Annotated in this window: 21 protein-coding genes; 11 read left to right on the plus strand and 10 right to left on the minus strand. The window is 65.3% G+C overall.

The genetic code is table 11. The features are described 5' to 3' along the window. Window position 1 precedes the first annotated feature (1 nt). From VE092_RS00505 to VE092_RS00530, 6 genes are all read right to left on the minus strand, one after another. Window positions 2-736, minus strand: a complete 735-nt coding sequence (locus VE092_RS00505) for a cupin domain-containing protein (protein ID WP_324872741.1) — start codon at window positions 734-736, stop codon at window positions 2-4. Window positions 737-794: 58 nt separating this feature from the next. Further along, complete coding sequence (locus VE092_RS00510; RefSeq protein WP_324872743.1) at window positions 795-2,717, minus strand: ABC transporter ATP-binding protein; 1,923 nt, start codon at window positions 2,715-2,717, stop codon at window positions 795-797. A 4-nt stretch (window positions 2,718-2,721) separates the two neighbouring features. Beyond that, complete coding sequence (locus VE092_RS00515; RefSeq protein WP_324872745.1) at window positions 2,722-3,597, minus strand: ABC transporter permease; 876 nt, start codon at window positions 3,595-3,597, stop codon at window positions 2,722-2,724. Next, window positions 3,594-4,550, minus strand: a complete 957-nt coding sequence (locus VE092_RS00520; protein ID WP_324872747.1) for an ABC transporter permease — start codon at window positions 4,548-4,550, stop codon at window positions 3,594-3,596. The genes VE092_RS00515 and VE092_RS00520 overlap by 4 nt, the downstream gene beginning before the upstream one ends. Before the next feature lie 101 nt (window positions 4,551-4,651). Next, window positions 4,652-6,283 carry an ABC transporter substrate-binding protein gene (locus VE092_RS00525; RefSeq protein WP_324872749.1) on the minus strand — a complete coding sequence of 544 codons (1,632 nt, stop codon included), beginning with the start codon at window positions 6,281-6,283 and terminating at the stop codon, window positions 4,652-4,654. 217 nt (window positions 6,284-6,500) lie between these two features. Next, window positions 6,501-7,169, minus strand: a complete 669-nt coding sequence (locus VE092_RS00530; RefSeq protein ID WP_324872751.1) for a haloacid dehalogenase type II — start codon at window positions 7,167-7,169, stop codon at window positions 6,501-6,503. A gap of 567 nt (window positions 7,170-7,736) precedes the next feature. Between VE092_RS00530 and VE092_RS00535 the strand changes: the two genes are divergently transcribed. The 9 genes from VE092_RS00535 (at window position 7,737) to VE092_RS00575 (ending at window position 18,579) form a co-directional block, all read left to right on the plus strand. Then, window positions 7,737-8,624: a GNAT family N-acetyltransferase gene (locus VE092_RS00535; RefSeq protein WP_324872753.1), complete on the plus strand. Its 888-nt coding sequence runs from the start codon at window positions 7,737-7,739 to the stop codon at window positions 8,622-8,624. 19 nt (window positions 8,625-8,643) lie between these two features. Beyond that, complete coding sequence (locus VE092_RS00540; protein ID WP_324872755.1) at window positions 8,644-9,570, plus strand: glyoxylate/hydroxypyruvate reductase A; 927 nt, start codon at window positions 8,644-8,646, stop codon at window positions 9,568-9,570. Window positions 9,571-9,755: 185 nt separating this feature from the next. Next, window positions 9,756-11,048 (plus strand): FAD-binding oxidoreductase, encoded by a 1,293-nt coding sequence (locus VE092_RS00545; protein WP_324872816.1) that lies wholly within the window; start codon window positions 9,756-9,758, stop codon window positions 11,046-11,048. Window positions 11,049-11,089: 41 nt separating this feature from the next. Continuing rightward, window positions 11,090-12,571, plus strand: coding sequence for an NAD-dependent succinate-semialdehyde dehydrogenase (locus VE092_RS00550; protein ID WP_324872757.1), 1,482 nt, complete (start codon window positions 11,090-11,092; stop codon window positions 12,569-12,571). Window positions 12,572-12,604: 33 nt separating this feature from the next. Continuing rightward, window positions 12,605-13,507 (plus strand): GNAT family N-acetyltransferase, encoded by a 903-nt coding sequence (locus tag VE092_RS00555; RefSeq protein WP_324872758.1) that lies wholly within the window; start codon window positions 12,605-12,607, stop codon window positions 13,505-13,507. Window positions 13,508-13,698: 191 nt separating this feature from the next. Further along, window positions 13,699-15,075 carry an aspartate aminotransferase family protein gene (locus VE092_RS00560; RefSeq protein WP_324872760.1) on the plus strand — a complete coding sequence of 459 codons (1,377 nt, stop codon included), beginning with the start codon at window positions 13,699-13,701 and terminating at the stop codon, window positions 15,073-15,075. A 131-nt stretch (window positions 15,076-15,206) separates the two neighbouring features. After that, a complete protein-coding gene (locus VE092_RS00565; RefSeq protein WP_081626852.1) occupies window positions 15,207-15,701 on the plus strand; it encodes an Lrp/AsnC family transcriptional regulator in 495 nt (164 codons plus the stop codon). 260 nt (window positions 15,702-15,961) lie between these two features. Further along, a complete protein-coding gene (gene fliD / locus VE092_RS00570) occupies window positions 15,962-17,992 on the plus strand; it encodes a flagellar filament capping protein FliD (protein WP_324872764.1) in 2,031 nt (676 codons plus the stop codon). A 137-nt stretch (window positions 17,993-18,129) separates the two neighbouring features. Beyond that, the gene (locus VE092_RS00575) at window positions 18,130-18,579 is read left to right on the plus strand and encodes a MaoC family dehydratase (RefSeq protein WP_324872766.1); all 450 of its coding nucleotides are present in this window, start codon (window positions 18,130-18,132) and stop codon (window positions 18,577-18,579) included. 12 nt (window positions 18,580-18,591) lie between these two features. Here VE092_RS00575 and maiA read toward each other — a convergent pair whose 3' ends face one another. The 4 genes from maiA to VE092_RS00595 are packed head-to-tail and all read right to left on the minus strand — an operon-like array spanning window position 18,592 to window position 23,288. Beyond that, window positions 18,592-19,239, minus strand: coding sequence for a maleylacetoacetate isomerase (gene maiA, locus VE092_RS00580; RefSeq protein WP_324872768.1), 648 nt, complete (start codon window positions 19,237-19,239; stop codon window positions 18,592-18,594). Window positions 19,240-19,267: 28 nt separating this feature from the next. Further along, window positions 19,268-20,614 (minus strand): fumarylacetoacetase, encoded by a 1,347-nt coding sequence (gene fahA, locus VE092_RS00585; protein WP_324872770.1) that lies wholly within the window; start codon window positions 20,612-20,614, stop codon window positions 19,268-19,270. After that, window positions 20,611-21,948: a homogentisate 1,2-dioxygenase gene (hmgA, locus tag VE092_RS00590; protein WP_324872771.1), complete on the minus strand. Its 1,338-nt coding sequence runs from the start codon at window positions 21,946-21,948 to the stop codon at window positions 20,611-20,613. The genes fahA and hmgA overlap by 4 nt, the downstream gene beginning before the upstream one ends. Further along, window positions 21,945-23,288 carry an MFS transporter gene (locus VE092_RS00595; RefSeq protein ID WP_324872773.1) on the minus strand — a complete coding sequence of 448 codons (1,344 nt, stop codon included), beginning with the start codon at window positions 23,286-23,288 and terminating at the stop codon, window positions 21,945-21,947. Before VE092_RS00595 ends, hmgA begins: the two co-directional genes overlap by 4 nt. Before the next feature lie 263 nt (window positions 23,289-23,551). Here VE092_RS00595 and VE092_RS00600 point away from each other — a divergent pair, with 263 nt between their 5' ends. Both VE092_RS00600 and VE092_RS00605 read left to right on the plus strand, forming a co-directional pair. Next, window positions 23,552-24,466 carry a LysR substrate-binding domain-containing protein gene (locus VE092_RS00600; RefSeq protein ID WP_324872775.1) on the plus strand — a complete coding sequence of 305 codons (915 nt, stop codon included), beginning with the start codon at window positions 23,552-23,554 and terminating at the stop codon, window positions 24,464-24,466. Between the two features lie 36 nt (window positions 24,467-24,502). Continuing rightward, complete coding sequence (locus VE092_RS00605) at window positions 24,503-25,336, plus strand: alpha/beta hydrolase (RefSeq protein ID WP_324872777.1); 834 nt, start codon at window positions 24,503-24,505, stop codon at window positions 25,334-25,336. The last annotated feature ends 105 nt before the right edge of the window (window positions 25,337-25,441 follow it).

Raw genomic sequence — 25,441 nt, forward strand, 5'->3', positions numbered from 1 at the left:
CTTACTTTCCCTCCCCGGCCGGCACGGTCTGGACCACATAGAACTTGGCCACACGCTCGCTGCTCTCCCAGCCGATGGAAGCGCCCTGCGGCACGAACACGGCATCGCCCCGCTCCACCGCCACCACGCTGCCATCGGGCTCGGCGAAGCGCACCCCGCCATCGAGGATGTGCATGAATTCATTGACCGGATGGGCGCGCACGATACGGTGGTAAGGGGTGGAGTCCCAGGTGCCGATCTTGGCGTGGATGGAAGTCTCATCGACCACGTTGTCGCTGCGGCATTGCGGGACCGGCCCCAGCAGGATCTCCTTGGGCAGAGAATTGGCCGAGGGCTTGAAGTCGGCCTCGGCCACCAGCGGGAACACGCCCGGCTGCACCGGTTGCGGGCAATCAGCCGCGCAGAACACCACCAGCGTCGGCACCGGAGCCGATACACGCAGCGCGGCGCCGGTGGTGAGCACCACACCGCTGTCGGGCTTGAGCACCAGCGGCGCGGCGCCCTCGGTCTCGACATGCAGTTCGCCCTGCACCACCACCAGGGTCTCCTGGTGCGGGAAACGGGCGATCTCGAATGCGCCTTCCAGGCGCAACCGGCCCGCGCTCATACCGCCGCTGCCCTGCCAGGCGATTTCTCGCGAAGCGGCAAAGGGATCAGCCTGGCCCAGCGCGGCCGGGCGGAACGGGGTGGACAAGGGCGCGCCAGAGGCACGGTACAACACCAACGCTGCAGACATTTCTTCTCCTATGGGTTGGCCAATCGACTTGGCCTGAATTCGAATACCGGTGCCGGGATCAGACCGTCACGCCTTCCACCGGCAGCAGCGGCGCCTGTGCCTGCTGCAGGTCGGCGTCGGAGCGATGGCACAGGATCTCGCCGCCATGTTCCATGTTGCGGCGACGCGGCGGCACCACGTTGCAGACGCCATCCACCCGCAGCGAACAGCGCGGCAGGAAGGCGCAGATCTCAGGCGACGGGTCGGCCGCGCCGATGGGCGGCAGCTTGTGCTGACCGGCCCCGGCCACCTGTTCCAGCCAGCCCTGCTGCATGGCCGGGACCGACGACAGCAAGAGGTGCGAATACGGGTGGTAAGGCGGCGCCATCATCGCCTCGCGCGGGCGGTTGGCGACCATGCGACCGGCATACAGCACCACGATGTCATCACAGATGGCGCGCACCGTGCTGATGTCGTGGCTGATGAACATATAGGACACCTGCAGCTCGCGCCGCAGCTCGGCCAGCAGTTCCAGGATGGCGGCAGCCACCACCGTATCCAGGGCTGAGGTCACCTCGTCGCACAGGATCAGGTCGGGCTTGGCGGCCAGGGCGCGGGCCAGGTTCACGCGCTGCTTCTGGCCGCCGGAGAGTTCGGCCGGCAGGCGGTCGATCACGCTGGAGGGAAGCTTGACCAGGTCCAGCAGTTCGGCCGTGCGACGCCGCATGGCATCGCCCTTGAGGCCGTGATAGAAGGCCAGCGGGCGGTTCAGGATGCGGCCGATGCTGTGGGCCGGGTTGAGCGCGGTATCGGCGTTCTGGAACACGATCTGCACCCGTCGGAACTGTTCGCGGCTGCGTCCCTCCAGGGTCGGCGAGAGGTTCTGGCCATCGAGCTGGATGCTGCCGCGCGCCGGGGCGATCATGCCGGCCACCGCGCGTGCCAGGGTGGTCTTGCCGGAGCCGGATTCGCCGATGATGCCCACCGTGCTGCCGCGCTGGATGGTGAGGTTGATGTCATCCAGGATGCGTACACCGGGCAGGCCCAGCCGGTCCGGGGCGCCGTAGCCGGCCACCAGGCCGCTGATGCGCAAGAGCGGCGCCCTGGCGTCGGCCGGCAGGCTGGCCGGCAGCACTTCACGTAGCTGCGCCACCCGCGTGGCCGGAGAAGCGGCCGCAATCAGACTCTGGGTATAGCTGTCGGCGGGTTCATGCAGCACCTGTCCGGTGCTGCCCATCTCACGCACGGCGCCGTCGCGCAGCACGATGATGCGGTCGGCCATCTGCGCCACCACGGCCAGGTCGTGGGAAACATAGACGGCGGTGGTGCCGAGTTCCTTGACCACCTTCTTGAAGGCGCGCAGCACCTCGATCTGGGTAGTCACGTCCAGGGCCGTGGTGGGTTCGTCCAGGATCACCAGTTCCGGATCGGTGATCAGGGCCATGGCCGCCATCACGCGTTGCAGCTGACCACCCGAGACCTGGTGCGGATAACGGTCGCCGATGCTCTCGGGTTTCGGCAGCGCCAGTGCGCGGAACAGCTCGACCGCCTTGGCGCGGGCGCTGGCCTTGTCCATCACGCGATGTTGCAGGGCACTCTCGATGACCTGATCCATCAAGGTGCGCGCCGGGTTGAAGGCTGCCGCCGCACTCTGGGCGATATAGGCCACATGATGGCCGCGCATGGCCAGCAGCGCCTTCTCATCCATCTGGTCGATCTGGCGCTGGCCGATGCGGACCTGGCCGCCGGCAATGTGGCAACCTTTACGGGCATAGCCCAGCAGCGACAACGCGATGGTGGTCTTGCCGGAGCCGGATTCGCCGATCAGGGCCAGCACCTCGCCGGGCGCGGCGGTGAAATTGACGTCCTTGACGATCTCCACCGCGGAGCCATCGTCCTTGCGCACGCTCACCCGCAGCCCCTGCACCTCGACCAGGGGCTGGCCGGTCGGGGAGGCGGGCGTGCTGCCCTTCTTGCCGAGGAAAGTATCGAACTGCTTCACAGGCTTACTCCTTGGCAGCGCGCTTGCCGCGCAGGTTGTCGATCAGCAGGTTCACGCCGATGGTGAGCGAGGCAATGGCCAGCGCCGGCATGATCACCGCCAGGGCACCCTCGCCCAGGCCGGAAATGTTTTCCCGCACCAGCGAGCCCCAGTCGGCATCCGGCGGCTGTACGCCCAGCGAGAGGAAGCTCAGGCCCGACAGCAGCAGCACCACGTAGACGAAGCGCAGACCGAAGTCGGCCAGCACCGGGCGGATCATGTTGGGCAGCATTTCGGTGGTCATGATGTACCACACGCCCTCGCCACGGGCACGCGCAGCCTGCACGTATTCCATGGCCTGCACATTGACCGCCAGCGAACGGGCGATGCGGTAGGCGCCTGGCATGTAGGTGATGGCGGCGGTGACCACCAGCAGCAGCATGGAAGAACCGAAGGTGGCCACCATCATCAGCGCGAACATCTTGCTGGGAATCGAGATCAGGGCGTCCAGGGCGCGGCTGATGACGGCATCGCGCCAGCCGCCGGAGAAGGCCGCAAACAGCGCCACGGCGGTGCCGGTGGCGCTGGCCAGTACGGTCGCCGCCAGCGCCAGGCCAATAGTGGCGCGGGTGCCGAAGAGGATGCGGCTCAACATGTCACGCCCCAGGTAGTCGCTGCCCAGCAGGAACTTGTGACTCATGCCGGAAAACACGTCGGTATCGACGATGGCGGTGGCGTCGTAGGGCGAGATGCTGGGGCCGAGGATGGCCATGAGCACCCAGAAGCCGACGATGGCCATGCCGATCCAGGCCATGTTCGAGTGGCGGCGCGCGCGCTTCGCAGGAGCGGGAGCAGCCGGGGCGGCAACTTCCCCGCCGGTGGAGTCGTGGAGGGCTTTCATCGGGTCTTCAACCTTGGATTGGAAACAATGGCCAGCACATCGGCCGTCAGCACCAGCAGCAGGTAGCCGGCACAGAAGATCATCGAGCAGGCCTGTACCAGCGGCATGTCGCGGGTGGTCACGGCGTCGATCATCAGGGTGGCAATGCCGGGATAGTTGAAGATGCTCTCCACGATGATCACCCCGCCCAGCAGATAGGACAGGCTCAGCGCGACCGCATTGGCGATCGGACCGATGGCATTGGGCAGCGCATGGCGCAGCACGATGCGGGTGCGGCTGACGCCCTTGAGCAGGGCCATCTCGGCGTAGGAAGAACGCAGCTGGTCGATCACGGCGGCACGGGTCATGCGCGTCATCTGGGCCACGATCACGCAGCACAGCGTCAGCACCGGCATGGCATAGGCCTTGACGAAGGCACCCAGGGTGGCGGCCTCGGTGGCTTGCGACAGCGCCGACAGCCAGCGCAGCTTGACGGCGAAGATCATCACCGCCACGGTGGCCACCAGGAACTCCGGCACCGAGACCATCGACACCGCGCTGACATTGACGGCACGGTCGAAGAAGGAGCCACGGTGCATGGCCGAGAAGATGCCCAGGAACAGCGCCAGCGGCACCGAGACCAGGGCGGTGACGGCGGCCAGCATCAGCGAGGCCGGCAGGCGCCCACCTATCATCTGCGCCACCGGCACATTGTTGACCAGCGACATGCCCGGATTGCCCGAAACCAGGTTGCCCAGCCAGTGGGCATAACGCAGCGGGGCCGGCAGGTCCAGTCCGTACTGCAGGCGCAGCGCGGCCACCGTCTCGGGCGTGGCCGCCTGACCCAGCGCGGTCTGGGCGGCATCGCCCGGCAACAGGTTGGTGATGAAGAACACGCCGGCCGACACCAGCAACAGCGTCAACACCGCCTGCAGCAGGCGGCGCACGATCAGACGCAGGACCATTCCATTCATAGCTATCCTCGGTAACCAGTGCCGGGACCGGCCGACTGTGCCGACCGGTCCCATGCGACTTGCACTGCCTTCATTGCATCAGGCGTGAGACTTTCCCGTTCTCACGCATCCAGCCAGACGTACTCGGCACAGGTGTAGTTCATGAAGGCACCCAGCGGCACCGGATCGATGCCCTTGACCTTGGTGCTCATGCCTTCCAGGTTGATGATGAAGACCGGGATACCGATGCCGCACTTCTCGTGGATCATGGTCTGCAGGTCGGCATACATCGCCTTGCGCTTGGTGAAGTCGGTCTCGCCGCGCGCGGCTACCACCAGCTGGTCGAACTGGGCATTCTTCCAGCCCGATTCGTTCCACTGGGCATCCGACTTGAAGAACTGGGTCAGCAGGATGTCGGCACTGGGGCGCGGATTGATGTTGCCGAAGCCGACCGGCACCTTCATCCACTGGTTGGACCAGTAGCCATCGGCCGGGACCCGCTTGACATCAAGCTTCAGGCCGATCTTGGCAGCGCTCTGCTGCATCAGCACGGCCATGTCCACCGAGCCGGTGGCGGCCACCGAGGCCACGATGGGAATGGTGCTGCCCATGACACCGGCCTTCTCCAGGTGGAACTTGGCCTTGTCGGGATCGAAGGCGCGCTGCGGCAGGCCGGCGAAGTAGAAGCGGTTGGTCGGGTCGATCGGCTGGTCGTTGGCGGTGACGGCGTAGCCACGGAAGGCGGCCATCTTGATCTGTTCGCGGTCCAGCAGGTACTTCATGCCCAGGGTGAAATCCATGCTGCTGCCGGGTGCCACATCCTGGCGCATGATCAGGTCGGTGTACTGGCCCGACTTGGTTTCCATGACGGTATAGCCGGCGGTGCCCTTGACGCGGCCGGTGGAGCGGGCGTTGACGTCGTTGATCCAGTGCACGTCGCCGGAGAGCAGCGCATTGACGCGGGCAGCCTCGTCGGGGATGCCGAACAGTTCGACCTCGTCCAGGTAGGGCAGGCCGCTCTTCCAGTAGTTTTCGTTGCGTACGCCGATGGTGCGCACGCCGGGGGTGAATTCCTTGAGCTTGAAGGCACCGGTGCCGTTGGCGCTGCTGAAGTTGGTGGTGCCGTCGCGCACGATCAGGAACTGCGCGGTCGCCAGGATCACCGGCAGGTCGGCATTGGCGCTGGTGAGCTTGATCTGCACTTCATTGGGACCGCTGGCCTTGACCGATTCGATCTGGTCGGCCAGCACCTTGACCTTGGAGGCGGTGGCCGGGTCCTTGTGGCGCATGAGCGAGAAGACCACGTCGGCCGGGGTGAGCGGCTTGCCGTCGTGGAAGCTGATACCCTTCTTCAGCTTGACGGTCCAGGTGATGGCGTCGTTGGTGAGCATCTCCTCGGCCAGCACCATCTGCGGCCCCAGCTTGCCGTCCAGCTTGGTCAGGCCGTTGTAGAACATGTGCACCCGGGTGTAGTCGGTGGAGTGCGCGGTCTTGGCCGGGTCCAGGGTGTCGGCGGTGGAGCTGGTCTGGGTGGCGATGCGCATCTTGCCACCGCGCTTGCCGGTCTGTGCCGCCTGCGCCATGGCGCTGCCGCTGGCCGTGAGCAGGCCCGTGCCGCCCACCGTCATGAGACTGCCGGCCAGCAGGGTGCGCATCATGTCGCGGCGGGTGAAGCCGCCCTGCACGTGGTCCGGCGATGCGCCGGTGATGATGGAGCCCTCTGCGGGGAGTCGTCCGTTTTCCTGCTTGCTCATGAAAAGCCTCACGATAAAAGTTCAACCACGAAGACCACCGGCCTGCCCTGGCGTCTGCTGTCGCAGATCCCTCCGCACAGAGCGTGCCACCTGATGGTAGCCGGTCGCATGGATCGCAAGCCTGATGCCAGGCCGGCGACGACCGGAACACTGCTGTTGCCGGGAGTGCCCGCTCACGTGCTGCACGCGGGCGGCTCCCTTCCTGCTCCAGCCCGGCTTACAGACCGAGCACGCCGGGCAGACCGGAGATGTCCTTGATCTCGGTATAGCCGTAGTACGGCGTCGAGGGCTCATGACCGCGACTGACGAAGACCTTGTTCTTGATCCCCATGTCGGAGGCCGGCATGAGGTCGTAGCGCAGGCTGGAAGAGACGTGCAGCACGTCTTCCGGATTGCAGTTGAGGTTGTCGAGCATGTATTCGAAGGCGCTCAGGCGCGGTTTGTAGGCTTGTGCCTGCTGGGCGGTGAAGACCTTGTGGAAGGGCGCACCCAGTTGTTCGACGTTATGCATGATCTGGCTGTCGTCGGCGTTGGAGAAGATCACCAACGGGAATTCCTTGGCCACCTTGGACAGGCCGGCCGGCACGTCGGCATGCGGGCCCCAGGTCGGCACGGCCTTGTAGAAGGCGCCGGTTTCCTCGTCGGTGGTCTTGATGCCCCAGCGCGCGCAGGTACGGGTGATGGCGTTCTTGCAGACCTGTTCGTAGGGCTTCCACTGATCCAGCACTTCATCGAAGCGATAGGCAGCGAACTGGCGCAGGAAGAAAGGCATGTCCTCGGCCGATACACGGTCGGCGTAGATCTTCTGCGCGGTTTCCGACATCTGGAAACGGGTCAGCGTGCCGTAGCAGTCGAAGGTGATGAATTTGGGCTTGAAAGTGCTCATGGAAAATCGTCCTGTCAAAAAAATGATCCTGCAAAGGGATGCGGCGAATTCTCTTGCCTGAGGTTCAATGCATGAGAAGGATTACAACATGGCGACACTTGCGGTTTATTCCTTTTTGACGGGGCCGCGAAACAGAAATATGTGTTTTCGACGGCCCAATCAGCATAGCTTGCCGAGCAGTGCAGCAATGCGAGCCGGACGCGCTGCTTTGGGGCATTTTCACCAAGCTGGTGCAGTTGCCGTCGGCAGGCTGGCGATCCGGATGCAGGCAGGGTGTGGGCGCAGATGAACACTGCCTGGGCAATCGCTTGCACCACACATGCGTAAATCATTTACCAGTGAGCCATGCGGGGCAGCACCATGCTAATGCCGACGCCGCCCAATTTTGTGCCGAGATAGGGGTGCAGATCGCCATAAGATTGCGAATTCGCGGCATCGAAACCATCCGCCGCGCGCCGCCGATGGCGCATCATCGCTGAGGTGTGCCGACTGCCGGGCCGGTTCGCAGGCAGCGCTCATAGAGAACGCGATCACATGGATCGACACGTATTGATAAGGACAAGCTTCATGCACACTGAAAGCACGCTCGACACCACCCAGGCCGACCGCACCACGCTGCGCCCCATGCGCGCCACGGATCTGCCGGCCTGCCATGCCATGAGCCTCCATCTGCACTGGCCGCACCGCTTGGCGGACTGGCAGTTCCACCATCAGGTCAGCAGCAGCTGGGCGGTCGAACAGGAACAGCCTGATGGCACCCTCAATGTGGCCGGCAGCGGCATGCTGTGCCGGCTGGACGATGACTATGCGTCGCTGGGTCTGGTGATCATCGCTGATGCCCTGCAGGGACGCGGCCTGGGGCGCGCCATGATGCAGCGCCTGCTGGCCGATGCCGGCTCCCGCAACGTCATCCTCAATGCCACCGAGGCCGGGCGCCCGCTGTATGAAAAACTGGGTTTCGTGGTCACCGATACCCTCAGCCAGCACCAGAGCACCACGGCCAGCGCGCCCGCCACGCTGCCGGCGGGCACGCACATCCGCCCGCTGCGCCCGGATGAAGTGCCAGCCCTGCTGGCACTGGATCACCAGGCCAGCGGTATCGACCGCAGCGCCCTGCTGCAGGCCTTGTTGAAACTGGCCGAGGTGGTCGTGCTGGAGCGGCAGGGACAGGTGGCGGGCGTGGCCTTCCAGCGCGAATTCGGCCGCGGGCGCGTGATCGGGCCGGTCATCGCCAGCGGCGTGGAAGACGCCAAGGCGCTGATCGCCTATTGGGTCAACGCCTACCCGGGTGCCTACATGCGCATCGACGTGCCCGGCCGCACCGGCCTCAAACCCTGGCTGCAGGAGATCGGCCTGACCTGCGTGGACGACGTGGTCAGCATGTGCCGGGGCACGCCGCCCACAGCCGATCCGACCTGGCGTACCTATTCCATGATCAACCAGGCGCTGGGCTGAACGGCCGGCGCGACTCACCATGACCTTTCTCTACAAAGCCGATCCCGTGCGGGGCGCCGAATGGGCCGAGCTGTTCGCGCAAAAGGCACCGGAGCAGCCCTTCCAGATCTGGCCGCACCAGGGCGATGACGCCAGCGTGCGCTACCTGGCGGCCTGGACGCCGCCGGACGATATCGCCCAGCGCTTCCCCAACCTGGAAATCCTGTTTTCGGTCGGTGCCGGCATCGACCAGTTCGACATGTCCACCCTGCCGCCTGAGCTGCCGGTGGTGCGCATGACCGAACCCGGGATTGCCGCCGGCATGGTGCAATACGTGACCCACGCGGTGCTGGGCCTGCATCGCGACAGCCGCCTCTATGCCCGACAGCAGCGCGAACAGGTGTGGCGGGCGCATCGCGTACGGCCGGCCACGGCCTGCCGGGTCGGGGTACTGGGTCTGGGCATGCTGGGCCAGGCGGTGCTGCAGCAGTTGCATGGACTGGGTTTTCCCTGCGCCGGCTGGAGCCGTTCGGCGCACCAGCTGGAGGGCATCGACTGCTACAGCGGCAGCGCGGGCCTGAGGGATTTCCTGGCGCGCACCGATGTGCTGGTGTGCCTGGTGCCGCTGACCGGGGACACGCGTGGCATGCTCAATGCCGCCCTGTTTGCGCAACTGCCCCGTGGCGCGGCGCTGGTCAACGTCGGCCGTGGTGGCCACCTGGTCGAGGACGACCTGCTGGCCGCCCTGGCGGACGGCCAGCTGGCTGCGGCGGTGCTGGACGTGTGCGAGGTCGAACCCTTGCCGCCGGGCCACCCCTTCTGGACCCATCCGGACATCGTGCTCACGCCCCATATCGCCAGCATGACCCAGCCCGATGGCGCCGTGGAAGCAGTGCTGGAGAACCTGCGCCGCCATCGCGCCGGCCTGCCGCTGCTGGGGCTGGTCGATCGCCAGCGCGGTTACTGAGTCGGGAGGCGATGCCGCATGGCAAACAAAATGCCGATTGCCCACGCCAGAACGGCATGCCATGCCGCCGGCGCGCTGCAGTTCGCGCCACATCGCTTGCCCGCACGCCCTATCCTTGATGACATGGCGTGCTGCGTCAGCAGACGCGCCGCCCTGCCCCCATTTACCTGCCCGACATCCCGACCATGAAGCTGGAATCCTACTGGACCGATTCTGCCCCGCTGTATATCTCCCCCTCGCGCGAGCTGCCTGCGCAGGTCGACGTGGCCATCGTCGGCGGCGGCTTCACCGGCCTGTCGGCGGCGCTGGCACTGGCCCGGCGCGGAGCCTCGGTGCTCGTGCTGGAAGCCGGTCCGCATGTGGCGGCCGAAGCCTCGGGCCGCAACGGCGGCCACGTCAACAACGGCCTGGCGGTGGATTATGCGGAGGTGGCGGCGAGGGTCGGCGTCGAACGCGCCCGCGCCTGGTACCACGCCTATGACGATGCAGTCGATACGGTGGCACGGCTGGTGCAGGAGGAAGGCATCAACTGCGATTTCCTGCGCCACGGCAAGCTCAAGATGGCGACCCGGCCGCAACACATGGAGGCCTTGCAGCGCAGCGCCGAACGGCTGGTGGCCGACGGCGTGGACCGCGATGTCGAAATCCTGGATGCCGCCCGGGTGCGCGCCGAGGTGCAGAGCGAGCGCTTCCACGGCGGCCTGCTCTACAAGCGCAGCGCCCAGATGCACATGGGGCGATTCGCCTACGGCCTAGCCATGGCGGCCGAGCGCCACGGCGCGACCATTCACACCGGCACCGAGGTACGACGGCTGGAACGCATCGGCGACAGCCACGGGCATCGGGTCCACACCACGCGCGGCAGCGTGCTGGCACGGCAGGTGCTGCTGGCCACGGGCGCCAGCCGGCATGGGGCCTACCGCAGTTTCGGCTGGCTACGCCGGCGCATCGTGCCGGTGGGCAGCTTCATCGTGGTGACCGAGCCGCTGGGGACCGAACGCGCCGCCAGCCTGCTGAGCCAACAGCGCACCTACACCACGGTAGCCAATATCCACCACTATTTCCGGATGACGCCCGATACCCGGCTGGTCTTCGGCGGTCGGGCGCGCTTTGCGATTTCCAGCCCGCAGTCCGATGCCGCCAGTGGCGAGATCCTGCGCCAGGGCCTGCAGCAGACCTTCCCGCAGCTGGGTCCGGTCCGACTGGACTACTGCTGGGGCGGCCTGGTCGACATCACGCGCGACCGGCTGCCGCAGGCCGGCGAGCGCGATGGCCTGTTCTATTCCATGGGCTATAGCGGCCACGGTACGCAGATGTCGGTGCACATGGGCCAGTGCATGGCGCAGGTGATGGCCGGCGATGCCCTGGCCAATCCCTGGCGTGACCGCGAATGGCCGGCCATCCCCGGTCATTTCGGAGCGCCCTGGTTCCTGCCGGTGGTGGGCATGTACTACCGGCTCAAGGATAAGCTGGCGTGAATACTCTTTCGAATCGTCTTTACTTTTACTGAATGCCTGCCATGACTACACTCGAACTGCAACGCCAGGACCTGCTGCCCGGCGCCCACCTTATCGGCGCCGAATGGCGCGCAGCGGCCGACGGTCGCGAGCTTGCGGTCAGCGATCCGGCCACCGGCCAGGTGTTTGCCAGCGTCCCCGACGGCAATGCCGCCGATGCCCGTGCCGCGGTGGATGCCGCTGCTGCAGCATTCCCGGCCTGGCGTGCCACGCCTGCCAAGCAGCGCGCGACCATCATCAAGCGCTGGAACGACTTGCTGCTGGCGCACCAGGAAGACTTGGCTCGTCTGATCTCGCGCGAGCAGGGCAAACCGCTGGCCGAGGGTCGTGGTGAAGTGGCCTATGCGGCCAGCTATGTCGAATGGTTCGGCGAAGAAGCCACGCGCGCCAATGGCGACATCATCCCGGCCCCGGTCACCGGCCGCCGCATGCTGGCGCTGAAGGAACCGGTGGGCGTGGTGGCCGCCATCACGCCGTGGAACTTCCCGGCCGCGATGATCGCCCGCAAGATCGCACCGGCCCTGGCCGCCGGTTGCACCGTGGTATGCAAGCCGGCCGAGGATACCCCGCTGACCTCGCTGGCGCTGGTGCGGCTGGCGCAGGAAGCGGGCGTACCGGCCGGAGTCATCAATATCGTCACGGCCTCGCGCGAGCGCACGCCGGAAGTGGTCGATGTCTGGCTGGCCGACAGCCGGGTGCGCAAGATCAGCTTTACCGGCTCCACCGCCGTGGGCAAACACCTGGCACGCCATTCGGCCGATACCCTCAAGAAGCTCTCGCTGGAACTGGGCGGCAATGCGCCCTTCATCGTCTTCGACGATGCCGACCTGGAGGCCGCCATCGACGGCGTGATGGCAGCCAAGTTCCGCAATGGCGGCCAGACCTGCGTGAGCCCCAACCGCATCTACGTGCAGGAAAAGGTCTATGAAGCCTTCGTGGCCCGCCTGGGCGCACGGGTAGCGGCGCTGAAGGTCGGCCCGGCCTGCGATCCGGCCTCGCAGATCGGTCCGATGATCAATGCCCGTGCCATCGCCAAGATCGACCAGCACGTGCGCGACGCCATCGCCCGCGGCGCCCACGTGATCACCGGCGGCCAGCGCCTGCAGGGGCCCGGCTACGAGAGCGACAACTACTACGCGCCCACCGTGCTGGCCAATGTGACCGCGGCCATGCAATGCAGCTGCGAAGAGACCTTCGGCCCGGTGGCGCCGGTGACGCGCTTCACCACCGAGGAGGAGGTGATCGCGGCGGCCAACGGTACGCCCTTCGGCCTGGCCGCGTATTTCTATTCGACCGACGTGCGGCGCATCCACCGCGTCACCGATGCGCTGGAGAGCGGCATCGTCGGCGTCAACGAGGGTGCGCTGGCGGCCGAGGCGGCGCCCTTCGGCGGCGTCAAGGAATCGGGCTACGGCCGCGAAGGCTCGGTGCATGGGCTGGACGATTACCTGCACACCAAGTACGTGTGTCAGGGCCAGCTCTAAGCCCTTCCCCGACTGAACCGACCAGGAGCCACCATGCCCGCGCTGTCCACCCCCGCTTCCGCCCACGCCCTGCCGCCCCTGCCGGAGCTGCGCCTGCGCGCCATCGCACCGGATGACCTGGGCAATTGCCACCGGCTGTCGCTGCGCTTCAAGTGGCCGCACCGGCTGGAGGACTGGAAATTCCTGCTGCAGATGGGACAAGGTTATCTGCTGGAACACACTGCGGCCGACGCTGCGCTGCCGGTGGTCGGTTCGGTGGTGTGCACCTGCTACGGCGAGCAGCACGCGGTCATCGGCATGCTGCTGGTGCAGGCCGAACTGCAGCGGCGCGGCCTGGGTCGGCGACTGATGCAGCATGCCGCCAGCCAGGTCAATGGCCGCAGCCTGCTGGTCAATGCCACCGCCGCCGGTATGCCGCTGTACCGGCAGCTGGGTTTCGTGCAGCAGGATGTGCTGCACCAGTTCCAGGGATCGTCGGCACAGCCGGTGCTGGTCTCGCTGCCGCCCGGCGAGCGTGTGCGGCCGATGGGCAAGAACGATGTGCAGCGCCTGCTGGCGCTGGATGCGCGCGCCACCGGCATGGAGCGCAGCAAGCTGCTGCTGGCCCTGCTGGAGATGTCCGAAGGCGTGGCGCTGGACCGCGACGGCGAAATGCTGGGCTTTGCGCTGGTGCGCCGCTTCGGCCATGGCCGCGTGATCGGGCCGGTGGTGGCACCCGACGCCGAGCGCGCCAAGGGTCTGATCGCGCACTGGATCAATACCTATTCGGATTCCTTCATCCGCATCGATGTGTTCGAATCCAGCGGCCTGCCGGCCTGGCTGGACACGCTGGGCCTGACCAACGTCGACCATGTCACGCGCATGTGCAAGGGCACGCCGCCGGTTTGCGCGGCGGACATGCAGCTGTTTTCCATCGTCAACCAGGCGCTGGGCTGAGGCCGCAGCCGGTCGCTCAGGGCGCGCCGCAGAAAATGCCAAAGCCGCCCGCAAAACCCATGAAGATGCTTTTTGGACCCCGCATCTTGCGCATTCGCTGCGACCGGGCAGGCATAGCATAGAACGCATCCCGGTCGTGTCGCCCGCCTGGCACGATCTTGTTCAACGCCATCGTCAGCGAGTCCTCCTTCATGCAAACATCGACCCTGGCTGCCCTCGACCGCAGCCACCTGATCCATCCCGTGACCAGCTTTCGCGAACACGAAGAGCTGGGACCCATCATCCTCAAGTCCGGCCGTGGCGCCTACCTGACCGACCATCAGGACAAGGAACTGCTGGATGCCTTCTCGGGCCTGTGGTGCGTCAACACCGGCTATGGCCAGGAGAGCGTGATCCGCGCCGCCACCGAACAGATGCAGCGCCTGCCGTATGCCACGGGCTACTTCCACTTCGCCTCGGAACCGGCCATCCTGCTGGCCAAGAAGCTGGTGGACATCAGCCCGGCCTCGCTCCGGCATGTCTACTTCACCCTGGGCGGATCGGATGCGGTGGATGCCGCCGTCCGCTACATCACGCACTACCACAACGCCATCGGCAAGCCGGCCAAGAAGCATTTCATCTCGCTGCAGCGGGGCTACCATGGTTCTTCCTCGGTGGGCGCCGGCCTGACCGCGCTGCCCAACTTCCACTTCCACTTCGACCTGCCGCTGCCGACCCAGCACTACCTGCCCTCGCCCTATCCCTATCGCAGCGAACTGGCCGACGATGCGGCCATCATCGCCGCCTCGGTACAGGCGCTGCGCGACAAGGTGGCCGAACTGGGCGCGGACCAGGTGGCGGCCTTCTTCTGCGAACCGATCCAGGGTTCGGGCGGCGTGGTGGTGCCGCCCAAGGGCTGGTTGAAGGCCATGCAGCTGGCCTGCAACGAGCTGGGCATCCTGTTCGTGGTGGATGAGGTGATCACCGGCTTCGGCCGCACCGGTCCCATGTTCGCCTGCCTGGACGAAGATGTGCAGCCAGACCTGATGACCATGGCCAAGGGCCTGACCGCAGGCTACGCGCCGATGGGCGCGGTGATGATGTCGGACCGGGTCTACCAGGGCATTGCCGATGGCGCGCCCATGAGTACGGTGGTCGGCCATGGGCAGACCTATTCGGCCCATCCGGTCAGTGCGGCGGTAGCGCTGGAGGTGCTGCGCCTGTACGAGGAAGGTGGTCTGCTGGAAAACGGTCGTCGGGTCGAGCCGCATTTCACCGGTGGCCTGCGCGCCCTGCTGGATCATCCGCTGGTGGGCGACGCCCGCAGCCGGGGCCTGTTGGGGGCGCTGGAACTGGTGGCCGACAAGCACACCAAGGCGCGCTTCGCGCCTGAACTGAAGCTGCACGAACGCATCTTCAAGGTGGCCTACCAGCAGGGCCTGGTGTTCCGCGCCTTCGGCGACAACATCCTCGGTTTCGCGCCGGCGCTGTGCTATACCCCGGCCGATTTCGAGCTGATGTTCCAGCGCCTGCGGGCCATCCTGGACGAGGTGCTGGCCCAGCCCGAAGTGCGACAGGCCGTCAAATAGGCCGGCAATGCGAGCAAAGCCCCCGGTCGGATGCGGAAATGCGGACCGGAGGGGTTAAAATGCCCTGACATCCGGCCTGCCTTCCCCGCCCAGGGACAGCAGGCCGGCTGAGTCGAATAACCCGAGGCAACATGATGACTAACGGCGCGTTGAAACTGGACCGGATCGATCTGAGGATTTTGTGTCACCTGCAGGAAAATAGCCGCATTACCAACGTAATCCTGGCCGACGCCGTCGGCCTGTCACCCAGCCCCTGCCTGATCCGCGTCAAGCGCCTGGAAAAGGCCGGCTACATCAGCGGCTACGGCGCCTACATCCGCCTGGAAAAACTGGCCGATGTGCAGATCGTGTTCACCGAGGTGACGCTGTCGGACCATCGGCGCGAAGACTTCGCCAAGTTCGAGTCCTATATCCGCAATGTCGACGAGATCATCGAATGCCACCTGGTCAGCGGGGGTTACGACTACCTGCTCAAGTTCATGACCCGCAGCGTGGTGCACTACCAGAGCGTGATCGAGTCGCTGCTGGAGCAGAACCTGCGCATCGAAAAGTATTTCAGCTACATCGTCATCAAGTCACCCTTCATCAAGCATCACTACCCGCTGGAAAAGTTCATCCAGACCTGAAGCCGGCTTCCCACGGCGGCCGCCTGCTGCCGCCTACTGCCATCGGGTGAGGTTGCGCCCCGGCCCTCACCGGGCAGTCGCCGGCCTGGCGCGTACCCGCCCGGTCGCTTCTCCGCGCCACACCGCCATTCCGCCCCCCCTTCAGCTTTTGTCGGCACTCCACTCTTTACTTTTGTAAAGATCTGCCGTTAATGTGGCACAGTCTGACGACTTGTCAGTTTTCACATTACAAAAAAATCATTATTGCTCAGGGGTCAACAATGGCAACTTCCACCGGGTCCATCTCTACATCGGCCGGTCCGCTCGATGTGGCGACCTTGGTCAACCAGCTCATCGCGGTCGAAAGCAAGTCGCGGCTGACGCCGCTGAAGAACAAGGAAAGTGGTTTCAATACCCTCATTTCCGCCTATGGCACGCTGAAAAACGCCTTGTCGACCTACCAGAGTGCGCTCAAGGGCATGACCGCCGCCACCTTCAGCGCCCAGAAGACCACCCTGACCAATGCCGGTACCGGGACCGGCCTGACCACCGATCCGCTCACGGCCGAGACCAATACCGACGAATCCACCAAGGTCTTGGCACAGAAGCTGAAGTCGGGCGGCTACACGGCGGGGACCACCTTCAACGCCGGCGATTCGATCGCCATCAAGGTGGGCAGCAACCAGCCCACGTTCATCACACTCAAGGCCAATGCCACGCTGGCCGGGGTGCGCGATGCGATCAATGCCTCCAAGGCCGGGGTCACGGCCTCGATCACCACCGACGGCAGCGGCGACCACCTGGTGCTGGAATCCAATACCGGTGGCACCGCCAATACCATCAAGATCACCGCCAACAACACCCTCTCGGGACTGAGCTACGATCCGGCCTCCAGCACACCGAGCAGCGTGACCCAGGTACAGGCCCCGCGCGACGCCGCCAAGGCGGCTTCGGGCTCGTACAGCCTGGCGGTGAACCAGCTGGCGCAGGCGGTCAAGGTCAGCTCGGCCGGCATCGCCCCGGGCAGCTCCTTCGACAATGGCGTGCTGGCCATCAAGACCGGCAATGGCTCGACCGTGCTGATCCAGCCCAAGACCAATTCCCTGGCCGGTGTGCGTGACGCCATCAACGCCAGCGAAGCGGGCGTGAACGCCTCCATCGTCAGCGATGGCACCAATGACCACCTGGTGCTGACCGCCAAGGACAGCGGCGCGGCCAACACCCTGCGGGTCAGCGGAACCGGCTCGTTCGCGCCGTTCGCCTTCGATCCCAGCGGCACCGTCACCACCCCGGGCGTGACGGCTGGCCAGACCTTCGCCACTGGCGCGCTGGCACTGCAGGTGGGCAACAAGTCCTTCAACATCACCCCGACCGATCTGGACGCCAGCGGCGACATCCGTCTCAATGACGTGATGAAGGCCATCAACGATGCCAACACCGGCGTGACGGCCAGCATCACCACCAGCGGCGGCAAGGAACAGCTGGTGCTCACCCCGACCGGCAGCGACGCGGTCAAGCTGACCGGCAGCAACGATTACGCCGGACTCACCGGCAGCACCATGGGCCAACTGGCCAAGGCGCAGGATGCGCGGATGACCATCGACGGCGTGACAGTGACCAGCACCAGCAACAAGGTCACCAACGTGATCTCGGGGGTGACGCTGAACCTGAGCAAGGTCACCAATGCCACCGACAATTTCACGCTGGCCATTTCCAATGACACCAGCGGACTGACCACCGCCGCCAATACCTTCGTCAACGCCTACAACACGCTGGCCAAGGCGGTGACCAACCTGACCAAGCAAACCCCGTCCACCACCAAGGGCGAGGCCAATACCGGCTCGCCGCTGGCGTCGGAATCGTCGGTGCTGAACATGATGACGCAGATCCGCAGCACCATGCTGGGCGCGCTGGGTGAAGGCGGCGGGATGAACCTGTCGCAGGTCGGCATCTCGTTCCAGAAGGACGGCACGCTGGCGCTGGATTCGACCAAGCTGAGCACGGCTGCCAACAAGGACTTCGAGAGCATCAGCAAGCTCTTCACCGCCACCGGCGGTGTGGTCACCAAGCTGCAGACGGTGATGGATGGCATCCTGAAGGAAGGTGGCACGCTGGCCACCAAGACCAAGGGCCTGCAGGCCAGCCTGAAGATCGTCACCGATCAGCAGACCGCCGCCAGTTCGCGCCTGCAGGATCTCAAGGACAACTACACCAACCAGTTCAATCGCCTCAACATCACCCTGGCGACCATGCAGGCGCGGCAAAGCTACCTGACCCAGCAGTTGAGCAAGCTATCCCCCAAGTCTTCCTGAGCCCGCCCCAGGAGCGCACGGGCCGCAGCGTATCGTCCGCTGCGGCCCGTGGTGGCGGCTGAAGTCGTTATACTGGGGCCCTGTCCGGTTTCCTGAAGACCGGCCCGTGACATCGATAACAATGATCAGGAGACATCGTGGATACGCCCCACTATTTGGAAGACTTCCAGCCCGGCCAGGTATTCCGTTCCCCCGCCACGCTGACCGTGGATGCCGAGGCCATCAAGCAGTTCGCCAGCCAGTTCGATCCGCAGCCCTTCCATCTGGATGAGGCTGCCGCCCAGCAGACCTTCTTCCGCGGACTGGCCGCCAGCGGCTGGCATACCGCCGCGCTGACCATGCGGCTGCTGGTCGATACGCTGCATATCCAGGGCGGCATCATCGGCGCCGGCTTCGATGAATTCCGCTGGCCACGCCCCACCCGCCCCGGCGACGTACTGCGCCTGGAGGCCGAGGTGCTGGGCATCAAGACCTCACAATCGCGACCGCTGCAGGGCTTCCTCAACCACCGCGTGACCACCTACAACCAGCACGACGAAGCCGTGCTGATCATGACCGGCAACCTGCTGGTGCCGCGCCGCAGCTAAGGCTGGCCCAGGTCAGGCGGCGTCCGGCTGGCGCGCCGGATGCGCCTGCTCGAAGGCCGGCAGCGTATTACAGGCGGCTTCGATGGCGCATAGCGTCGGATAGGGCGCCATATCGACCTCGAAGCGGCGCGCATTGAAGATCTGCGGTATCAGGAAGCAATCGGCCATGGTCGGCGCATCGCCCACGCAGAAGTGGCCGCGCGTGCTATCGGTCGCCAGTTGCTGCTCCAGCGCGGTGAAGCCGAGCTTGATCCAGTGCTGGATCCAGGCGGTCTTCTGGCCGTCGTCGATGTCGAGCTGCTGCTTCAGATAACGCAGCACGCGCAGATTGTTCAGCGGGTGGATTTCACAGGCGATGGCCAGCGACAGCTCGCGGATGCGGGCGCGCGCAAAAGCGTCGCCTGGCAGCAGGGAAGGCGTGGGATAACGCTCTTCCAGGTATTCCAGAATCGCCATCGACTGCCTCAGCAGTTGCCCCTGGTCGGCCAGCACCGGCACCAGCGCATGCGGATTGAGTTGCGTGAAGGCCGGCAGCAACTGCTCGCCACCCTGGTTGAGCAGGTGTACCGCTGCCGTCTCGTAGGCCACGCCCTTGAGATTGAGGGCAATGCGCACGCGGTAGGAGGCCGAGCTGCGGAAATAGCTGTACAGGGTTGTCATCCTCATCCTTCCTCGGTAAATGATCCGCTCAGGCCAGGCTGCGCGCCGGCAGTACGGTGCCGGCGGCTTCGCCGAACCCGATCGTGGGCAAGCCATCACGGCGGGCGGCGGCGCGCAGGACGATGGTGTCGCCATCTTCCAGGAATATCCGTCGCTCGCCGTTGGCCAGTTCGATGGGCGCCTTGCCGCCGGCGCTCAGTTCCAGCAGCGATCCGGCCTCGCCGGGCTGCGGACCGGACAAGGTGCCGGTCCCCAGGAAATCACCGGGGCGCAGGTTGCAGCCGTTGACGGTGTGATGCGCCACCAGTTGCGCCACGGTCCAGTAGGCGTCGCGGTAGTTGGACAGCGACAGGCGCTGCGGGGCGGTGCCGGCCTTTCGCATGGCGGCGGTCTGGATCAGCACTTCCAGTTGCAGATCGAAGGCGCCGCTCTCGCGCAGGGTGGGGGCATCCAGGTAGGGCAGCGGCTGCGGATCTTCGGCCGGACGGGTCCAGGCGCAACGATACGGTGCCAGCGCTTCCAGCGTGACGATCCAGGGCGAGATGGTGGAGGCGAAGCTCTTGGACAGGAAGGGGCCGAGCGGCTGGTATTCCCAGGCCTGCACGTCGCGCGCCGACCAGTCATTGAGCAGGCAAAGGCCGAACACCTTGTCTTCGGCCTGGCTCATCGGTACCGGTTCGCCCAGGGCATTGCCCCCACCGATGAAGATGCCCATTTCCAGTTCGTAATCCAGGCGCTTGCAGGGTCCGAAGCTGGGTGTATCAGCATCCGGCGCCTTGGTCTGGCCGACCGGGCGACGGAATTGCTGGCCCGAGACCGCAATCGACGAAGCACGACCGTGGTAGCCGATCGGCACCCACTTGTAGTTGGGCAGCAGCGGGTTGTCCGGACGGAACAGCTTGCCCACCGAGGTGGCGTGGTGGATGGAGGTATAGAAGTCAGTGTAGTCACCAATGGCGGCCGGCACGTCGTAGCGGGCCTGGGCCTGCGGCACCAGGCAGGCCGCCAGTTCGGTCTGGTGCGGCGAGCCGGTGCGTAGCAGGCGCGACAGCGCCAGGCGCAACGCCGACCAGGCTGTCGGGGTCAAGGCCATCAGGGCATTGAGCGTGCTGCCGCTGCAGGCCGCATGGGCGGCCTGGCGCGTGGCTTCGTCAAAGCCGGAAAAGGCACCGGCCGCCTGCGCCGCCGGCAGGTCCAGGATCTGGTCACCGATGGCGACGCCTGCACGGAAGCTTTCTTCACTTTCAGCACGGCGGAACACACCATAAGGCAGGTTCTGGATCGGGAATGGACAGCCGTCGGTGTTGGCACTCTCGACCCAGCTGCGCAGCTCGGTGTCGTGGGTTTCGTTCAGTTTCAGGCTAGGCAGGCTCATGCGCGCTCCGGGTTGAAGTTCTTCTGGATTCCCAGCCAGCAATCCTGGTAGTCGCGCTGCAGGGTCGGCGACGCCAGGGCATGGCGGGTGGGGCAAAGGATGTTGCGGGTCTCGAACATGAAGGCCATGGTGTGATCGACCTTGTTCGGCTGGCTGGTATCGATGCGGCTGGCCTTCTCGAAGGTGGCCGCGTCCGGTCCGTGGCCGCTCATGCAATTATGCAGGCTGCAGCCGCCGGGAACAAAGCCGCCGCCTTCCTTGGCGTCGTACTGGCCGGTGATCAGGCCCATGTATTCGCTGGCCACGTTGCGGTGGAACCAGGGCGGGCGGAAGGTATCCTCAGCGGCCAGCCAGCGCGGCGGGAAGATCACGAAGTCGATGGTATCCACGCCCGGGGTGTCGCTCTGCGACTGCAGCACCAGGAAGATCGAGGGATCGGGATGGTCGTAGCTGATCGAGCCGATGGTGTTGAAGTGGCGCAGGTCGTACTTGTAGGGCGCGTAGTTGCCGTGCCAGGCCACTACGTCCAGCGGCGAATGGCCGATCTTCGCCTGCCACAGGTTGCCGCCGAACTTGGCGATCAACTGGAAATCCCCCTCGCGATCTTCGTACCAGGCATGGGGCGTGGCGAAATCACGTGGATTGGCCAGGCCGTTGGACCCCAGCGGCCCCAGATCCGGCAGGCGCAGCAAGGCGCCGAAGTTCTCACAGACGTAGCCGCGTGCCTCGCCGTCCGGCAGCCGCACCTGAAAGCGCACGCCACGCGGGATGACGGCGATTTCCTGCGGTTCGATATCGAGCACGCCCAGCTCGGTACGCAACTGCAGTCGTCCCTGTTGCGGCACGATCAGCCATTCGCCATCGGCCGAATAGAAGAAGCGGTCGGTCATCGAGCAATTGGCCGCATACAGATGGATGGCGCAACCGTTCTGGGCCTGTGGCGAGCCGTTGCCGGCCATGGTGACCAGGCCCTCGATGAAATCGGTGGGGACCGTGGGCATGGGTTGCGGGTCCCAGCGCAACTGGTTCGGCGGCGGCGCCACGTCATCGAAGTGACTCACCAGCAGGCCGCGCTCCATCGGAGCAAAGGGTTCATGTACCGCTGCCGGGCGGATACGGTACAGCCAGGAGCGGCGATTGTGGCCACGGGGGGCGGTGAAGGCGGTGCCTGAAATCTGTTCGGCATACAGGCCATAAGCCACCTTCTGCGGTGAATTGCGGTGCGCCGGCAAGGCGCCGGGCAAGGCTTCGGTCTCGAACTCATTGCCGAAGCCGGACTGGTAGCCACGGGTATGCACGTGATGGCTGACGGATGAATCGGTGACGGTAGTCATGCGGAAACTCCTCGGGAAGTACGATGCAGGCGCGCGATGGTCAGCGCCGAGATCAGGGCAGGTACGGCGGCGGCGATGAAGAGCGAACCATTGCTCCATTGCAGGGCGATCAGCTGACCGCCGATCACCGGGCCCACCACCGAGCCGATGCGACCGATACCGAGCGCCCAGCCGATGCCGGTGGAACGCAAGGTGGTCGGATAGTAGGTCCCGGCCAGGGCATTGACCGCCGGCTGGCCGCCGACGATGCAGAAACCGGCCACGATCACTGCCACGAACAGCAGTGCCGGCAGGGCCGCCACCTTGCCGATCATGGCAATCGAGACGCAGGCCAGCAGGAAGCAGACACCCAGCACCCGGGTGAATCCATAGCGATTGATGAAGCGACCCAGGGTCAGGGTACCGATCACGCCGCCCACCTGCAGTGAAGTGCCGATCAGTACGGCCATGCTGGTGGAATAGCCGGCGTCATGGATCAGCGTGGGCAGCCAGTTGGAGAGGAAATAGAGGTTGATCAGGTTCATGAAGCTGATCAGCCACAGCAACACGGTCACGCCGGCGCGACCGTCGCGGAACAAGGCCGCCACCGGCATGCCCTCGGCCTTGGCTTCCTTGACCACCACCTCAGTGCGTTCATCGATGACGATGGACGGATCAAGCTTGCGCAGCCAGCGTGCCACCTGCGCCCGCGGACGGCGATGCAGTACCAGGAACTGGATCGATTCCGGCAGCCAGACCAGCATGACCAGGCCCAGCACCAGCGGCACTGCACCACCGACCCAGAACACCGCATGCCAGCCGTGCGCCGGGATCAATGCGGCGCTGACGAAACCGCCGGCCGCAGCGCCCACGGTGAAGCCGCAGGAGACCAGCATCATGCGGGTCACGCGGGAAGAGGATGGGCTGAATTCACCCACCAGCGCCATGGCATTGGGCATGATGCTGCCCAGGCCGAAACCGGTGATGAAGCGCACCACCAGCAACTGGTCCAGCGTGGTCACCAGGGGTGTGGCCAGCATGCAGGCCGCGAAGAAGAGCGTGGAGGCGATCAGCACCGGACGGCGGCCATAGCGGTCGCCCACCGGGGTCAGTACCAGCGAACCCAGCAGCATGCCGAACAGGCCGGCGCCGAACACCGGCCCCAGGCTGGCCTTGTTGACACCCCAATCGGCAATGATGGCCGGCGCCACATAGCCCATGGCCTGCACGTCGAAACCATCGATGATCAGGCACAGGCCGCACAACAGCAGCAGGCCGAACTGGAAAGTGCCGAAACGGCCCTGCTCCACCACCTGGTCCACATGGACCGTGGGGAGAGCGCCACTTGCGTGGATACTCATGTCTTGACTCCTCGTCTGTCTTTACGTTGTTTTAATTGTGTTGCCGGTCTGGCGCGCCGATGACGGCCGACAATGTCGCTCTGGATGGCGCTCTGTGCAGGTCTCGCGACCTGGCCCCGTTGGCTGGGGCGGCGACGTCACTGTAGTGCAATCGCCCTTCTTTTACGATATAAATACGAAAATACGATCCATTCATTTCGTGAATATTGCAGTGCACTGCAGGGCTACCTGCGGTGTGCACGTTCCAGGCTCCAAGCTCATCCATGGCCCTCATCGAACCCCGTGACATCGATCTCAACCTGCTGGTGGTATTCCAGGAGGTCTTCCAGGAACGCCAGATTTCCTCGGTAGCGCGCCGCCTGGGCCTGTCGCAGCCGGCGGTCAGCAATGCGCTGGCGCGGCTGCGGCGCAGCTTCGGTGATGAACTCTTCGTGCGCACCGCACAGGGCATGCAACCCACGCCGTTCGCAGACCAGCTGGCCGAGCCGGTCGCTGCGGCACTGCAGCAGGTGGCGCGGGCTCTCAACCTGCAGGAAGGTTTCTCCCCGCAAAGTAGCGAACGACGCTTTACCATCGCCATGACCGATGTCGGCGAGGTCTATTTCATGCCCCGTCTGATTGAGGCCTGCGCGGCGCTAGCGCCGGGGGTGAGCGTGAGCACGGTGCGCGCCGGCGCCGTCGATCTCAAGAGCGAGATGGAAGCCGGCCGGGTGGACCTGGCCATCGGCGCCTTCGACAACCTGTCCGAGGCACTGTACCAGCGGCGGCTGTTCCGCCAGGACTACGTCAGCATGTTCCGCATCGGCCATGCGCTGGATCGGCGCGGGGAGGTCAGCCTCAAGGAATTCCTGGCGGCCGAACACCTGATGGTGTCGTCGCTGGAGAGCCCCTATGACCGTATCAACCAGAATCTGGAAAAGGCCGGTATCCTGCAAAGCCTGCGCTTTCGCGTGCCGCATTTCACCGCCGTGCCCTACATCGTCAGCACCACCGATCTGGTCGTGACCGTGCCGCGCAAGCTGGCCGAGAGCGCGGCCATGCCGTTCGGACTGCGCTACATCAAACCGCCGCTGCGACTGCCGGCGCTGCAGACCAACATGTTCTGGCATCGCCGCTACAATCAGGACGAGGGCAATGTCTGGCTGCGCAATCTGATTTCCGGGCAGTTCGCCGAATAATAGGGAGAGGGCCGCAAAGGGCCGGGGAGGAAGACCATGAACATCTATCGCGACTACGACCGCCAGGCGCTGGACCGGCAATATCACGTACGCCTGCACATCCCGGATTTCCAGGATTACTTCGACCGTTTCGCCCGTGAAGGGCTGGCCGCGCGCCAGGCCCACCCGCACCTGGCCGATGTGCCCTACGGCGAGGATGCGCTGCAGACCCTGGATTTCTTTCCCGGACGCAGCAATGGCCGCCCCCTGCTGGTGTTCATCCATGGCGGATACTGGCGGTCGCTGGACAAGCACCAGTTCAGCCAGCTGGCCCTGCCCTATCTGGCGCAGGACATCAACGTGGCGCTGGTCAATTACCGCCTCGCACCGCAGGTGCGCATGGGTGACATTGCCGCCGATTGTGGCCGGGCGCTGCGCCTGTTGCACGCCAAGGCCGGCGCGCTGCGCTTCGATCCGGAGGCGATCTGGCTCATGGGACATTCGGCCGGCGCCCATCTGTCCGCGCTGATCGCTTCGCTGGGCGCAGCGCCCGTGCGCGGCATCTGTGGGCTCTCCGGCATCTACGACCTGGAGCCGGTGCGCCTGTCCTACCTCAACGAATCCCTGCACCTGTCCCCCTCTGACGCCCTGCAGGCCAGCCCGCTGCAACTGGCCATGCCGCAAGGCGTGCAGGCGCTGCTGAGCGTGGGCGCACAGGAAACGGCGGAATTCCGGCGCCAGAACGACACCTATGCCGCTACGCTGCGTCAGTCGGGCCATGCGGTGGAAATCGTGGACTTGCCGCATGCGCATCACCTGAGCATCGTGGATGCCGCGGCCGATGCCGGGAGTGTGTTGACCCGGACCATGATCAACATGATGCTGGGGTGAGCCGAAGCAAGCTTGCCACACCGCACGTCGCTCACTTCCAGATATCAATAAGAATCATTTTCATCTGATCTATAATAGCGGGCTGATCCGCCCAGCCCGTCCGGG

Origin of the sequence: Herbaspirillum sp., assembly GCF_035644555.1 — a bacterium.
Taxonomy (GTDB): Bacteria; Pseudomonadota; Gammaproteobacteria; order Burkholderiales; family Burkholderiaceae_D; genus Herbaspirillum.

Coding starts and splice junctions, on each gene's coding strand:
- fliD (WP_324872764.1), top strand. CDS start 15,962: ATGGCAACTTCCACCGGGTCCATCTCTACATCGGCCGGTCCGCTCGAT.
- VE092_RS00525 (WP_324872749.1), bottom strand. CDS start 6,283: ATGAGCAAGCAGGAAAACGGACGACTCCCCGCAGAGGGCTCCATCATC.
- VE092_RS00605 (WP_324872777.1), top strand. CDS start 24,503: ATGAACATCTATCGCGACTACGACCGCCAGGCGCTGGACCGGCAATAT.
- VE092_RS00595 (WP_324872773.1), bottom strand. CDS start 23,288: ATGAGTATCCACGCAAGTGGCGCTCTCCCCACGGTCCATGTGGACCAG.
- hmgA (WP_324872771.1), bottom strand. CDS start 21,948: ATGACTACCGTCACCGATTCATCCGTCAGCCATCACGTGCATACCCGT.
- VE092_RS00555 (WP_324872758.1), top strand. CDS start 12,605: ATGCCCGCGCTGTCCACCCCCGCTTCCGCCCACGCCCTGCCGCCCCTG.
- VE092_RS00565 (WP_081626852.1), top strand. CDS start 15,207: ATGATGACTAACGGCGCGTTGAAACTGGACCGGATCGATCTGAGGATT.
- VE092_RS00515 (WP_324872745.1), bottom strand. CDS start 3,597: ATGAAAGCCCTCCACGACTCCACCGGCGGGGAAGTTGCCGCCCCGGCT.
- VE092_RS00560 (WP_324872760.1), top strand. CDS start 13,699: ATGCAAACATCGACCCTGGCTGCCCTCGACCGCAGCCACCTGATCCAT.
- VE092_RS00545 (WP_324872816.1), top strand. CDS start 9,756: ATGAAGCTGGAATCCTACTGGACCGATTCTGCCCCGCTGTATATCTCC.
- VE092_RS00540 (WP_324872755.1), top strand. CDS start 8,644: ATGACCTTTCTCTACAAAGCCGATCCCGTGCGGGGCGCCGAATGGGCC.
- fahA (WP_324872770.1), bottom strand. CDS start 20,614: ATGAGCCTGCCTAGCCTGAAACTGAACGAAACCCACGACACCGAGCTG.
- VE092_RS00530 (WP_324872751.1), bottom strand. CDS start 7,169: ATGAGCACTTTCAAGCCCAAATTCATCACCTTCGACTGCTACGGCACG.
- VE092_RS00535 (WP_324872753.1), top strand. CDS start 7,737: ATGCACACTGAAAGCACGCTCGACACCACCCAGGCCGACCGCACCACG.
- VE092_RS00520 (WP_324872747.1), bottom strand. CDS start 4,550: ATGAATGGAATGGTCCTGCGTCTGATCGTGCGCCGCCTGCTGCAGGCG.
- maiA (WP_324872768.1), bottom strand. CDS start 19,239: ATGACAACCCTGTACAGCTATTTCCGCAGCTCGGCCTCCTACCGCGTG.
- VE092_RS00550 (WP_324872757.1), top strand. CDS start 11,090: ATGACTACACTCGAACTGCAACGCCAGGACCTGCTGCCCGGCGCCCAC.
- VE092_RS00505 (WP_324872741.1), bottom strand. CDS start 736: ATGTCTGCAGCGTTGGTGTTGTACCGTGCCTCTGGCGCGCCCTTGTCC.
- VE092_RS00600 (WP_324872775.1), top strand. CDS start 23,552: ATGGCCCTCATCGAACCCCGTGACATCGATCTCAACCTGCTGGTGGTA.